This window comes from Pacificoceanicola algae, assembly GCF_049341065.1.
GTDB lineage: Bacteria > Pseudomonadota > Alphaproteobacteria > Rhodobacterales > Rhodobacteraceae > Pacificoceanicola.
In genome coordinates this window covers 25239-38718 of the sequence record NZ_JBMPIX010000017.1, presented here as the reverse complement: position 1 = coordinate 38718, position 13480 = coordinate 25239, and the positions used below count along the sequence as shown (strand labels likewise).

Genomic DNA, 13480 nt, shown 5'->3' with positions numbered 1-13480 from the left:
CCGCGACAGATTCAACGCTAGTTAGGAATTCGGATACGGATGTGTTCAGGATTGGGGCGAAAAAGTGAACTTCCCCTAGGATTTCATCTAACTTCGCGCGGCATTTGATTAAGCGTTGTTTCGAACCCGTAAGACCGCCACAGAAAAAGGCGCCGCAGACCGCAACGCCTTTTCCAGTACATAATAGGTGGAACGTGGCTAAAGGCCCTTTGCCCGATAGCTTTTGGCAACTCGGTCGATGGCGACGATATAGGCCGCTGTGCGCAGATCGGTGACATCGTCCCGGCCATGCCAGACCGCGCGCATGGCCTGATAGGCAATCCGCATCGTGTCATCGAGCCCCGAGCGCACCAGTTCAAGCTCATCAGCGCCTCGCAGATACCTTTCCTTGAAGTCCGGCGACAGGGTCCAACCGATGCCTGTATCCGACGAAAGCCGCTCAAGCTCATCTATGACAAGTTGGTGGCGCGACTCTTCCTGACGGCGTTGCATTCGGCCAAAGCGAATGTGGCTGAGGTTCTTGACCCATTCAAAGTAGGACACCGTCACACCGCCCGCATTGGCATACATGTCAGGAATGATCACCACCCCCTTGGTGCGAAGGATGTCATCCGCTCCGGCGGTGATTGGACCGTTGGCGGCTTCGATGATCAGGTTGGCTTTGATGTTATGGGCATTCGACAGGTTGATGACGCCTTCAAGCGCGGCGGGGATCAGGATGTCGCAGTCCGCCTCGAGCACCTCTGCGCCCTCGGCCGTATTGACCGCGTCGGGATACCCGGTGACGCCGCCGTGCCGGACGATCCAGTCGCGCACCGCATCGACGTTCAGGCCCTCTTCATTGAACAGGGCGCCGTCGTGTTCGATGATCCCGATGATCTTGGCACCGTCTTCATCGCGCAGGAACTTGGCCGCGTGATAGCCCACGTTGCCCAGCCCCTGAACGATGACCCGCTTGCCCGCCAGCTTGCCGGCCAAACCCGCGGCGGCCTTGTCCTCTTCATAGCGGAAGAATTCGCGCAGAGCGTATTGCACCCCCCTGCCCGTCGCCTCGACCCGGCCAGCGATGCCCCCTGCGTTCAACGGTTTGCCCGTCACGCAGGCGCGCGCGTTGATGTCCGTGGTGTTCATCCGGGCGTATTGGTCCGAAATCCAGGCCATCTCACGCTCGCCCGTGCCCATGTCGGGGGCCGGGACGTTCTGAGAGGGATGGATCAGATCGCGCTTGATCAGCTCATAGGCGAAACGCCGGGTGATCTGTTCCAGCTCATGTTCATCATACTGGCGCGGATCGACGCAAAGCCCCCCCTTTGAACCGCCAAAGGGCGCTTCGACCAAGGCACACTTGTAGGTCATCAAAGCTGCCAGGGCTTCGACTTCATCCTGGTTTACCGCCAGAGCAAAGCGGATGCCGCCCTTGACCGGCTCCATATGTTCGGAATGAACCGAGCGGTAGCCGACGAAGGTCTGGATCTGCCCGCGAAGACGCACACCAAAACGCACGGTATAAGTGGCGTTGCAGACGCGTATCTTTTCCTCGAGCCCCGGCGGCAGATCCATCAATGCAACGGCGCGATTGTACATCAGATCGACGGATTCCCGAAAACTCGGTTCGTTCGACGGGGCTGCGGACATAAAATGGGTCCTCCTTTTTCGCGCGTTACATCAAATGTGATCCGAATTTCGGAGGGAACGCGCTTCCCATGGGAATCAGGTTAACGCGACATGGGCTGTGACCCAAACATTGTTTTGCCCAAGTTTAGGGTTTGCGACGCGGAACAAAAGCAGAATTCGCCCCGCCTGTTCCCGCCCGCGAAACAAAGCCCTCGCCAATCCGTAACTGTCCACCAAAACCCATAAAAATAAGGGAAATTGCCTTTCAAATCGCCCCATTTATGCCCTCATCCTTAGGCATAAAATCTTCATCGCAATGTGTGCATAGTGGCTTACGCCCAGGCGCTGTCCTGGGGGGGAAGGTAACGAAATGAAAAAGGTTTTGAACGCGCTCAAGAACGAGGCCGCTCTACCGGCTCGCGCTTTCAAGTCCGCCTCTGGCGGTTGGTTGGGACGTTTCTGGGCCGACGAAGCCGGGAACATGTCCTATCTGGCTGTTGCCGGGGCTTTGGTGATGATGGTCTTCGGCGGTATCGGCATTGACATGATCCATGCCGAGCTTAAGCGGAACAAGATCCAGAACACGCTGGATCGTGCGGTTCTTGCTGCGGCCAATGTCGACAACGAAATGGACCCCACCGCCACGGTACAGGAATATTTCTCGGCCATGGGCCTAGCTGATGCGCTTCAGTCGGTTGAGGTCACGCAGGATGTCGGCAAACGCGAGGTCACGGCTTCGGGTCAGGTGACCATGCCATCGCATCTGATGTCGCTGATCGGCGTCGACACGCTGAACGCCTCTGGTGTGGCAACCGCGCTGAACGGTGTCGGCAATATCGAGATTTCGATGGTGCTCGACATTTCGGGCTCGATGACCGGAACCAAGATCGAACAGCTGAAAACAGCTGCCAAATCCTTTATCGACACGATGATGCCCGCCGATGCGGTCAATTCTCTGGTCTCGATCTCGCTTGTTCCCTACAGCGCGACCGTGAACATGGGCGAAGACCTTGCGGCCTATTTCAACGTCGAAGATGCCCACCCGTTTTCCCATTGCGTTACCTTCGAGGCGTCGGATTACAGCACCCCGACGGTCAACACGATCGATCAGTTGACGCAAATCGCGCACTTTGATCCCTTTGACGGCGGCACTGAGGCGACTCAGTCGTGGTGCCCGACCGGCAACAGTGCCCGGATCATCCCGCACAGCTCGGACCCCGATTTCCTGAAAGCGCAGATCGATGCGCTGACGGCAGGCGGCAACACGGCGATCGACCTTGGCGTGAAGTGGGGCGCCGCCCTGCTTGATCCTTCGGCCCGCACGATCATGGATCAGATGGTCAGCGCTGGTGAAATGGATGCTCCGCCGACATCGCGCCCGGCCGACTATTCGGATGGCGAGACGCTGAAATTCATTGTCGTCATGACGGACGGCCAGAACACCTCGCAGTTCGATCTCAAGCCCGAACGCAAATACGGCACCTCCAACGTCTGGGTCGATGACCACGGCACCGCTGATCTGAGCGACGACCGTTATTCGATCAAGATCGTCGACCTTCCGGGCGACACGGCTGACGTCTACCTTTGGACGCACCTGATGAATACAAACCCGTGGGGCGCGTTCAAGACCACCCCCTACAGCTGGACGCTGGATGATGCGCTTTATGACGTGACGGCCGCGGTCGCCTCGACCGTGACGGGCAGCGCGGACCCCAGTTCAACGGCGGTGGCCAATGCGAACTGCAACGCCTCCTTCCTGCATTGCGAAGCACAATCGCTGTTTGATTTCACGCAAGGCGGCGGACCGCGCCAGATGGAAAACAAAGAGCTGTACGCACGCCTTAAGACCAGCGCCATCGGCAACGAATTCTACTGGTTCGCTTATACCAAAGGCAAAGTGACCTATAACCAGTACGTCGACGCCTACTACGCCTGGGAGGAAATCCAGAACGGCGATCAGGCGGATGGGTTCCTGTCGACGGTGTGCTCGGCCGCCAAGAACGAAGGTGTCGTGATCTACGCCATCGGCGTTGAGGCCCCCGCACGCGGACTTGCCGCGATGAGCGACTGCGCCTCGTCTCCTGCACATTACTTCGACGTTCAAGGCAGTGAGCTGGACAGTACCTTCAGCCAGATCGCACGGACCCTACAGACCCTGAGGTTGATCCAATGATTAGTTTTGTAAAGAATGCCCTCAAGTCCTTTGCACGGGACGAACGCGGTTCCATGGTTGTGCCATTCGCCCTTTGGACCCCGGTCTTTCTAGGCCTGATCCTGTCGGGGGTCGAATTGGGCACCGTGACCATCCGCCAAACGGCGCTGGAGCGTGCGCTTGACGACACCGTTCGCGATCTGCGGCTCGATGTTGCCTCGAACGTGACGCATGACCAGCTCAAGGCTCAGATCTGCCAAGGAGCTGCGGTTCTGCCGGATTGCGAAAACATGCTGCGCCTCGAAATGGTGTCGCTGGACATGCGGGCCTGGAGCGCGCCAGCCACATCCGCCGACTGCGTCGACGTCAGCCAAGAGGTGAACCCGGTACGCGGTTTCTATCGCGGCGGCGATCAGGCCATGATGTTGCTGCGCGCCTGCTACAAATACCAGCCGATCACCCCGGCAGGCACGCTCAGCTCCAGCCTTGCCAAGGATGAGGCAGGCTATACCGCCATCGTCGCAACCACTGCCTTTGTGCACGAACCCAGCTAAGGAACGGATTCATGTCTATCAAAAACCCGACCCGTCTCCTCTCGCGGACCGTTGCACGCTTTCGCCGCGATCAAGAGGGCTATGTCACGCTCGAAGCGATCATTGTCATGCCCGTGCTGCTGTGGCTTTTTGCGGCCTGCTGGGTCTACTTTGACGCCTTCCGCCAGCAATCGGTGAACCAAAAGGCCAACTTCGTGATCTCTGACATGCTGTCGCGTGAAACCGACTCGGTCGACGACACCTATGTCGACAGCGCCTATGAGCTGCTCAAACTGCTGACCCGCGCAGAAGCAACAGGCACATCGTTGCGGCTGACGCTGGTGGAATATGACGCCAAGAAGGCCAACTGGGAGTTTCTCTGGTCCGACACACGCGGTGACCAGACAGCGCTGGTTGCGGGCGACATGGGCAACTATCAGGATCGCCTGCCCACAGCGATGGACGGCGACCAGTTGATCATTGTCGAGAATTGGGACGACCATAAACCGGTCTTCAAGGTTGGTCTCGATCCCTTTGTCATCAAGGCCTACAGCTTTACCCGTCCGCGTTATACGCCCAAGATGGTCATTGCTGCACTTGAAGGCGGCAACAACGGTTGGGGCAACGGCGATCAGGACGCGCCCGGCGGCTCACTTTGCAACAACAACGCCGAGAACGCGACCACCTGCTAATCCCGGCGCGGCCTTTGGGCCGCACCGCACTTCCAAACACCCCGATCGTCCCTGCGGCGGTCGGGGTCATATGGTTCCGTCACGCTGCGCAATGCGCAGGATCATGATATCGGCCACCGGCTTGGTCACCCCGCTCGAGGTGACACCGCCCACTGCGACCCGTTTCCCGGTGCGCCACCAAAGTCCGGGCCGCCACGCGCGGGGCCTGGCCTCTTTGAGGATGATCAGAAACCCGTTCGAAGGCTTCAGCGCAAAGGGGGACCGGTCCACCTTTGCGATCTCATCCATCCGGGCCAGAACCGCGCCGGTGTCCTCGAACAGCCCCTCTTCGGTCAGGATCAGTTCAATCGCCGTGGCCCGCCACATCATCTGACTGGCCCAAAGAGCAATCAGCCCGCAAACGATCAAGACCGCTTGCCAAAGCACGCTGTTCATCGGTGTGGCCAGCCCCACGTACAGCAGCAAGCCGCCCAACCCCAAAAGCGCGCCCACACCAATCATGCGCCGCGGCGCCGAGGCACCAATGCGCGCCAGTTCTTCGTGCTCCATCAAAGCCCCCTGTTTTCCTGTCCCCGCCTTTAGCCTGTTCCGGCGCGGAAATGAAATGCCTTGATGCAAATACGGCCGTGCCCGTACCCTTGGCCGCACAATCGCGCCGCAAAGGACACCCCCGATGCCCGAACGCAGTTTTGAAACGCCGGTGGGCAAATTGACCGTGACCGAGGACCAAGGTGCCCTGACCCGCGTGACATGGGGCGGTGACGCCGCCGACGACACCCCTTTGCTACGCCGGGTCCAGCGTCAACTGGCCGAGTATTTCGCCGGCGATCGGCACAGCTTTGATCTGCCCCTGCGGATCGACGCCCGCGAGTTTCAGAAACGCGTCTGCGCGGCAATGCAAGCGATTCCCTTTGGAGAGACAAGGCGTTACGGCGATCTGGCCAAGGACCTTGGGGTTCCGGCCCAGGCCGTCGGTCAAGCCTGCGGTGGCAACCCCTTGCCCATCCTCATCCCCTGCCACCGCGTGCTTGGCGCCAATGGTCTTGGCGGCTTTTCCGGCGGGACGGGGATTGAAACCAAAGTTCAGCTTCTGCGGCTAGAAGGCGCGGCGTCCTTGTTGATCTGACGGCTTCAGTCGCGGCGCGGATCGCGCGGGTAAACGCCCAGTACTTCCAGCACCGAGGTAAAATACTCCAGCTCTTCCAGCGCGCGCTTGACGTTGGCGTCGTCGGGGTGGCCCTCGATATCCGCGTAGAACTGCGTCGCGGTGAACGAGCCGCCGACCATGTAGCTTTCCAGCTTGGTCATGTTCACGCCATTGGTCGCGAATCCCCCCATGGCCTTGTAAAGGGCGGCAGGAATGTTGCGCACCTGAAAGACAAAAGTTGTCATCATTCCGTGTTGACCGCGGCGCGAAAAATCAGGCGTCTTGCCCATGATCAAAAAGCGCGTGGTGTTGTGGGCGTGATCTTCGATGTGGCGCGCAAGGATATGCAATCCGTGCGTTTCTGCCGCCAGATCCGAGGCCAGGGCGCCCGCTGTCCGATCATTCGTTGCCGCGATCTCGGCGGCGGCTCCGGCGCTGTCGGCAGCGGCCTCACCACGAATGCCGTAGCGCGTCAAAAAGTCCTGCGCTTGCGGCAGAAGCACCAGATGGGCGCGCACGACTTCCAGTTCTTCGATCTGCACGCCGGGCAGGGCCATAAGGCTGATATGCACGCGCACAAAGGCTTCGTCGACGATCCGCAGCCCACTTTCCGGCAGCAGGCGATGGATGTCCGCAACCCGCCCGTAGGTGGTGTTTTCCACCGGCAGCATCGCCAGTTCAGCCCTGTCGCTGCGCACGGCCTCGATCACATCCTCAAAGGTTTTGCACGGCAGAGCCTCCATATCCGGGCGGGCCTCGGCGCAGGCCTGATGCGAATAGGCACCAAGCTCTCCCTGGAAGGCGATACGCTTGCTCATGGCTGGATTTCCTTGGGTATAAATCGGGATCGGGCGATTGGTCGCGGCTTCTATACCTTGCCATGCGCGAATGGAAGCCGTAGATACCCGCCCGAACCAAGTTTCAGACGAACAGGGCTTCTCATGCTGGATACGATGACACTTACAAAAATCGTGGGCGGTGTCTGCGGCGCATTTCTGGTCTTTTTGCTGGGCAAGTGGGGCGCGGAAGTGCTGTACCACACCGGCGGGGGCCATGGCGGCGAACAACAGGCAGCTTACGTGATCGAAGTTGGCGGCGGTGAGGATACCGGCCCCGTAGAGACTGTCGATTTTGCCACTCTTCTGGCCTCGGCCGATCCTGCCAAGGGCGAAAAGGTCTTTGGCAAATGCCGGGCTTGCCACAAGATCGACGGCACAGACGCAACCGGCCCGCACCTGAATGGTGTCGTCGGTCGCGCCATCGGCAGCGTCGCGGGCTTTGGCTACTCTGGCTCGCTGAATGCGATTGGCGATGCCTGGACACCCGAGCATCTCAGCACCTTCCTGACCAACCCGAAAGAAGCGGCTCCGGGCACCACGATGGGCTTCAAGGGCCTGCCCAAGGAAGAAGATCGCGCAAACTTGATCGCTTACCTCGAAACTCTTGGCGGCTAACCCCGTCGGGATGTTAAAAAACAGGGCCGCACCTTTCGGGTGTGGCCCTTTTTCGTGCAAAGCGCCTTGTCGTACACGCGTTGCGCCGCATCTCTCACGTTTACGCAATCTCAACTTGATCAATGACAGTCTAACCCCAATAACTTGGTTAACAGGCCAAGAATGGCTGAAGACGCAGGGGAGAGCACATGACACGACCACACGCCCGCACTCAAAGCATCCCGGCCCCGAAAAACCGAGGCTTCGCCATCACAGCGCTCAGCGTTTTGGTTTTGGCATTTGCCGCAACATTCGCCATGGCTCAGGACAAGGTGATCAAGGCCCACGGGGTCTCGACCTTTGGCGATTTGAAGTATGGCGCGGGTTTTGAGCATTTCGACTATGTGAACCCCGACGCGCCGAAGGGCGGCGAGTTTTCGACCTGGGCCTTTGGCACCTTTGACAGCCTGACCCCCTATATTCTCAAGGGCAATGCGGCCATCGGGGCTTCGGTCTTTTTCGACACGCTGATGACCGGCAACCTCGAAGAGCCGGACGCCATGTACGGCCTTGTCGCAAAAAGCCTCGAGTATCCGGAAAACCGCGAATGGGTGATCTTTCACATGCGCCCCGAGGCGATGTTCAGCGACGGCACCCCGGTCACAGCACAGGACGTGGTCTTTTCCTTCAACATCCTGAAGGACAAGGGCCGCCCCAGCTTCAAAACCACTTTCCAATACTTCCAATCGGCCGAGGCGCTGGACGATCACACCGTGAAATTCACCTTTGACCCCAAAGGTCCGCTGCGCGAGTTGCTGATGACCGCCGGCGGGATCCCGATCCTGTCCGAAGCCTATTACGAGACCGTCGATTTCACCGAAAGCAGCCTTGTACCGCCGCTTGGGTCGGGCCCCTATAAGCTGAACGCGATCGATGCGGGGCGGTCAGTGTCCTACAAACTGCGCGATGATTATTGGGCCAAGGATCTGCCGGTCAACGTCGGACACAACAATTTCGACATTCTCAAGTTCGAGTATTTCGCTGACTACACCACCGCTCTCGAGGCCTTCAAAGGTGGCGCCTATTACTTCCGCGAGGAATATACCTCCAAGGATTGGGCCACCGGGTATGATTTCCCGGCCGTCCAACAAGGCTATGTCAAGCGTGAGACCCTGCCCGATGGCCGCCCTGCAGGCACACAGGGTTTCTGGTTCAACCTGCGCCGCGACAAATTCCAGGATTCCCGGGTACGCCAAGCCATCGGCATGGCCTTCAACTTTGAATGGTCGAATGAAAGCCTGTTCTACGGACTTTACGAGCGAACCGACAGCTTCTGGGAAAACTCTCCGACGCTTCAAGCCTCGGGTATGCCGTCCGAGGCCGAGCTGGCGCTGCTGGAACCGCTGCGCGAATACTTCCCCGAAACCGTCTTTACCCAAGAGGCTTTTGTGCCCGCGGTCTCCAAGGCCGATGACCTTGCTGACCGCCGCGTGCTGCGCCGCGCCGGTGCCCTTCTTGAAGAAGCGGGCTGGATCGTTGGTGACGACGGGTTTCGGTACCGGGATGGCGAAAAGCTGACGCTGGAAATCCTCAACGACGCCCCCGGCTTTGACCGGATCATCAACCCCTTTATCGACAACCTCAGACGGCTTGGCGTGGACGCCACGCACAACCGCGTGGACGCCGCCGAATCTCAGGAACGCGAAAAGAACTTCGACTACGACATGGTAACCCAGCGGTTCTCGATGTCGCAGACACCCGGGGATGAGTTGCAGCAGATCTTCGGATCGGCCTCGGCCAATACGCCCGGTTCCGTCAACATCGCCGGGTTGCAAAACGAAGGCGTCGACAAGCTGATCCGCATCATCGCCGATGCCAAGACGCGCGAAGAACTGGATATCGCCGTGCGCGCATTGGACCGCGTGCTGCGCGCCATGCACATCTGGGTGCCGCAGTGGTACAAGGGAACGCACAACATCGCATACCGCGATGTCTTTGACCGGCCCTACACCGACAATCCGCCGCCGCTGGCGATGGGCGAAACCTCGATCTGGTGGTGGGATGAGGAAAAGGCGCAGAAACTGCGCGACGCCGGGGCGCTTTAATCCGAAATGGGCGCCTATATCCTCAGAAGACTTTTGCTGATCATCCCGACCTTGCTAGGGATCATGATCATCAACTTTGCCCTCGTGCAATTTGTCCCCGGCGGGCCGATCGAACAGATCATTGCCCAGATCGAAGGCGAAGGCGATGTCTTTCAAGGCATTGCCGGGGGCGGCGGTGAAGTGGTCGGCGGCGGCGACGAGAACGTCGGCCGTCGCGGCTTGCCCCCTGAATTCATTGCCCAGCTGGAAAAAGAGTTCGGCTTTGACAAACCGCCGCTGGAACGCTTTTTGAACATGCTGTGGAACTACATGCGCTTCGATTTTGGCGAAAGCTACTTTCGATCGATCAGCGTGATTGACCTCGTGATCGAAAAGATGCCCGTTTCGATCAGCCTTGGCCTTTGGTCTACGCTCATTGCATATATCGTCTCGATCCCCTTGGGCATTCGCAAAGCCGTGCATGACGGCACCAGCTTTGACACCTGGACCTCGGGGGCGATCATCGTCGCCTATGCCATCCCCGGGTTCCTGTTCGCCATCCTGCTGCTGGTGCTGTTTGCGGGCGGCAGTTATTGGCAAATTTTCCCTTTGCGCGGCCTGACATCAGACAATTTCGATGAGCTGAGCCTGCTCGGCAAGGTTGCCGACTACTTCTGGCACATCGCCCTTCCGGTCATCGCCTCGACCATCGCGGCCTTTGCCACGCTGACCCTGCTGACCAAGAACAGCTTTCTGGACGAGATCAAGAAGCACTACGTCATGACCGCCCGCGCCAAGGGCCTTGCCGAAAGCAAAGTTCTTTACGGCCACGTTTTCCGCAACGCCATGTTGATCGTGATCGCTGGCTTTCCGTCGGTCTTCATCGGCGTCTTCTTTTCCGGCAGCCTGATCATTGAGACGATCTTTTCGCTGGATGGCTTGGGCCGCTTGGGGTTCGAGGCAGCCGTGGCACGCGATTACCCGGTGATCTTCGGCACTTTGTTCATTTTTGGCATGATCGGCCTTGTGGTGAACATCCTGTCCGACCTGATGTATGTGCTGGTCGATCCGCGCATCGACTTTGAAAAACGCGAGGGTTAAGCCATGGCCCTGTCCCCGCTGAACCAACGCCGTTGGCGCAACTTCAAACGCAATCGCCGCGCCTTCTGGTCGCTCTGGATCTTCCTTGTCTTCTTTGTCCTCTCGCTTTTTGCCGAGTTTCTGGCGAACGACAAACCCATCCTCGTGAACTACCGCGGCGACTATTACACCCCGATCTACAACTTCTACCCCGAGACCGAGTTTGGCGGCGACTTCAAGACCGAGGCCGCCTATCGCGACCCCGAGGTGAAATGCCTGATCCGCACCGGCGGGATCGAAGACTGCTTTGACGATCCCGAAGGCCTGATGGAGGCGGTGGACAACGGCGATACCCTTGAGGGCGATTTCCAGAAGGGCTGGATGCTGTGGCCGGTGATCCCCTACAGTTTCAACACCCCAGTGGATCGTCCCGGCGCCGCCCCCCTGCCCCCGAACAGCCAGAACTGGCTGGGCACCGACGATACAAAGCGCGATGTGCTGGCCCGGGTGATCTATGGCTTCCGCCTGTCGATCCTATTTACCTTGATCGTCACCCTCTGCGCCAGTCTTGTCGGTATCATCGCCGGCGCCCTTCAAGGCTATTTCGGCGGTTGGCTTGATCTGATCTTTCAACGCCTAATCGAGATTTGGGGTGCGACGCCGTCAATCTACGTGATCATCATCCTGTTCGCGATCCTCGGGCGAAGTTTCTGGCTGCTGGTGGTTCTTATGATTCTCTTTGGCTGGACCTCGCTTGTCGGCGTGGTGCGGGCCGAATTCCTGCGCGCGCGCAACCTTGAATACGTGCGCGCCGCCAAGGCGCTGGGTGTCTCCAACTGGAAAATCATGTTCCGCCACATGCTGCCCAACGCCATGGTCGCAACGCTGACCATGGCCCCCTTTATCGTTACCGGAACGATCAGCACATTGGCCGGGCTTGATTTTCTCGGCTTCGGCCTGCCCTCTTCGGCACCCTCGCTGGGCGAGCTGACGCTGCAAGCCAAACAGAACCTGCAAGCGCCCTGGCTGGCCTTCACCGCCTTCACCGTCTTTGCCCTGATGCTGTCCTTGCTGGTCTTCATCTTCGAAGGCGTGCGCGATGCTTTCGACCCAAGGAAAACCTTCTCATGAGCAATATCCTCGAAGTGAAGGACCTGAAGGTGTCGTTCCGTCAGGACGGCCAAAGCAATATGGCGGTCAAAGGCGTGTCGTTCACCGTTGGGCGCGGTGAAACCGTGGCTCTGGTGGGGGAAAGCGGGTCAGGGAAATCCGTGACCGCACTGTCAACCGTCTCGCTTTTGGGCGATTCCGCCGAGGTTCAGGGCTCTGTCCTCTACGAGGGCCAGCAGATGATCGGCGCTCAGGAAAAACTGCTGCGCAAGGTGCGCGGGAACGACATCAGCTTTATCTTCCAAGAGCCGATGACATCACTCAACCCTCTGCACACCTTGGAAAAACAACTGGGCGAAAGCCTTGCCCTGCATCAGGGGCTGGTCGGCGACGCAGCGCGCGCTCGCATTCTCGACCTGCTCAACAGGGTCGGCATTCGCGACCCGGAAACGCGCCTTACATCCTATCCGCACCAGCTTTCGGGTGGCCAGCGCCAGCGCGTCATGATCGCCATGGCCTTGGCAAACGGACCTGACCTGCTGATCGCTGATGAACCAACAACCGCGTTGGACGTGACCATTCAGGCGCAGATCCTTCAGCTTTTGGCGGATTTGAAGCAGGCCGAAGACATGAGCATGTTGTTCATCACCCACGATCTGACCATCGTGCGGAAATTTGCCGACCGGGTCTGTGTGATGAAAAACGGCGAAATCGTTGAACAAGGGGCAACGGCCGAAATTTTTGACAACCCCCGGCACCCGTACACCCAGATGCTGCTGTCCGCCGAAAGCACCGGGCTGCCGGATCCCGTCGAAGATGATGCCGAAGAAATTGCCAGCACGGAGCATTTGAAGATCTGGTTTCCGATCCACCAAGGCCTCCTGAAGAAAACCGTCGGATATGTGAAGGCCGTCAACGATGCGTCGATTGCGGTTCGCGCTGGGGAAACCATAGGCATCGTGGGCGAAAGCGGCTCGGGCAAGACGACACTGGCGCTGGCCATCATGCGCCTGATCCAGTCCGAGGGCGGGATTACCTATCGCGGGCAGGATGTACGCAGCTGGTCCACCAAGGACCTGCGCCGTTTGCGTTCGGAAATGCAGATCGTGTTTCAGGACCCTTTCGGCAGCCTCTCTCCTCGCATGACCTGCGAACAGATCATCGCCGAGGGGCTGGGCGTTCACGGATCGCCCGACGGGCGCCCACATCGAGAAGCGGTGACCGAAGTCATGCAGGAAGTCGGCCTCGACCCGGGTACCATGCACCGCTATCCACATGAATTTTCCGGCGGACAGCGGCAACGCATCGCCATCGCCCGCGCCATGGTCTTGCGCCCACGCCTCGTGGTTCTGGACGAACCCACCAGCGCCTTGGACATGACCGTTCAGGTGCAGATCGTCGATCTGCTGCGTGCACTGCAGCGCAAGTACAACCTCGCCTATCTCTTCATCAGCCACGATCTGAAAGTCGTCCGCGCCATGAGCCACAAGGTCATCGTGATGAAACAAGGCGATGTGATCGAATACGGCAACGCGCAGGATATCTTTGACGCGCCGCAGACGGACTACACCAAGACCCTGCTTTCGGCCGCTTTCGAGATCGCCGTTTAGTCAATCGCTGCGGGACGGTGGGCGG

12 protein-coding genes are annotated in these 13480 nt (G+C 59.1%); 9 read left to right on the top strand and 3 right to left on the bottom strand.

What is annotated here, in order from left to right; genetic code table 11:
* Window positions 1-198: 198 nt before the first annotated feature.
* Entirely contained in the window at window positions 199-1635 is a 1437-nt protein-coding gene (locus ACOYQJ_RS19275) for a Glu/Leu/Phe/Val family dehydrogenase (protein WP_422907633.1), read from the bottom strand.
* Between the two features lie 349 nt (window positions 1636-1984).
* Here ACOYQJ_RS19275 and ACOYQJ_RS19270 point away from each other — a divergent pair, with 349 nt between their 5' ends.
* The 3 genes from ACOYQJ_RS19270 to ACOYQJ_RS19260 are packed head-to-tail and all read left to right on the top strand — an operon-like array spanning window position 1985 to window position 4991.
* The gene (locus ACOYQJ_RS19270) at window positions 1985-3787 is read left to right on the top strand and encodes a pilus assembly protein TadG-related protein (RefSeq protein ID WP_422907632.1); all 1803 of its coding nucleotides are present in this window, start codon (window positions 1985-1987) and stop codon (window positions 3785-3787) included.
* Window positions 3784-4320, top strand: a complete 537-nt coding sequence (locus tag ACOYQJ_RS19265) for a TadE/TadG family type IV pilus assembly protein (RefSeq protein ID WP_422907631.1) — start codon at window positions 3784-3786, stop codon at window positions 4318-4320. Before ACOYQJ_RS19270 ends, ACOYQJ_RS19265 begins: the two co-directional genes overlap by 4 nt.
* Before the next feature lie 11 nt (window positions 4321-4331).
* Complete coding sequence (locus ACOYQJ_RS19260; RefSeq protein ID WP_422907630.1) at window positions 4332-4991, top strand: TadE/TadG family type IV pilus assembly protein; 660 nt, start codon at window positions 4332-4334, stop codon at window positions 4989-4991.
* 66 nt (window positions 4992-5057) lie between these two features.
* On the opposite strand, the gene ACOYQJ_RS19255 is transcribed toward ACOYQJ_RS19260, so the two are convergent.
* The gene (locus ACOYQJ_RS19255; protein ID WP_422907629.1) at window positions 5058-5540 is read right to left on the bottom strand and encodes a hypothetical protein; all 483 of its coding nucleotides are present in this window, start codon (window positions 5538-5540) and stop codon (window positions 5058-5060) included.
* Window positions 5541-5664: 124 nt separating this feature from the next.
* On the opposite strand from ACOYQJ_RS19255, the gene ACOYQJ_RS19250 reads away from it, so the two are divergent.
* The gene (locus tag ACOYQJ_RS19250) at window positions 5665-6117 is read left to right on the top strand and encodes a methylated-DNA--[protein]-cysteine S-methyltransferase (protein ID WP_422907628.1); all 453 of its coding nucleotides are present in this window, start codon (window positions 5665-5667) and stop codon (window positions 6115-6117) included.
* A gap of 5 nt (window positions 6118-6122) precedes the next feature.
* On the opposite strand, the gene ACOYQJ_RS19245 is transcribed toward ACOYQJ_RS19250, so the two are convergent.
* A complete protein-coding gene (locus ACOYQJ_RS19245; RefSeq protein WP_422907627.1) occupies window positions 6123-6956 on the bottom strand; it encodes a prephenate dehydratase in 834 nt (277 codons plus the stop codon).
* A gap of 123 nt (window positions 6957-7079) precedes the next feature.
* On the opposite strand from ACOYQJ_RS19245, the gene ACOYQJ_RS19240 reads away from it, so the two are divergent.
* From ACOYQJ_RS19240 to ACOYQJ_RS19220, 5 genes are all read left to right on the top strand, one after another.
* The gene (locus tag ACOYQJ_RS19240; protein ID WP_422907626.1) at window positions 7080-7592 is read left to right on the top strand and encodes a c-type cytochrome; all 513 of its coding nucleotides are present in this window, start codon (window positions 7080-7082) and stop codon (window positions 7590-7592) included.
* Between the two features lie 188 nt (window positions 7593-7780).
* On the top strand, window positions 7781-9676 hold the full coding sequence (locus tag ACOYQJ_RS19235) for an extracellular solute-binding protein (protein ID WP_422907625.1): 1896 nt from the start codon (window positions 7781-7783) through the stop codon (window positions 9674-9676).
* A 6-nt stretch (window positions 9677-9682) separates the two neighbouring features.
* Entirely contained in the window at window positions 9683-10756 is a 1074-nt protein-coding gene (locus tag ACOYQJ_RS19230) for a microcin C ABC transporter permease YejB (protein ID WP_422907624.1), read from the top strand.
* A gap of 3 nt (window positions 10757-10759) precedes the next feature.
* A complete protein-coding gene (locus ACOYQJ_RS19225; RefSeq protein WP_422907623.1) occupies window positions 10760-11866 on the top strand; it encodes an ABC transporter permease in 1107 nt (368 codons plus the stop codon).
* A complete protein-coding gene (locus tag ACOYQJ_RS19220; RefSeq protein WP_422907622.1) occupies window positions 11863-13455 on the top strand; it encodes an ABC transporter ATP-binding protein in 1593 nt (530 codons plus the stop codon). Before ACOYQJ_RS19225 ends, ACOYQJ_RS19220 begins: the two co-directional genes overlap by 4 nt.
* Window positions 13456-13480: the final 25 nt, after the last annotated feature.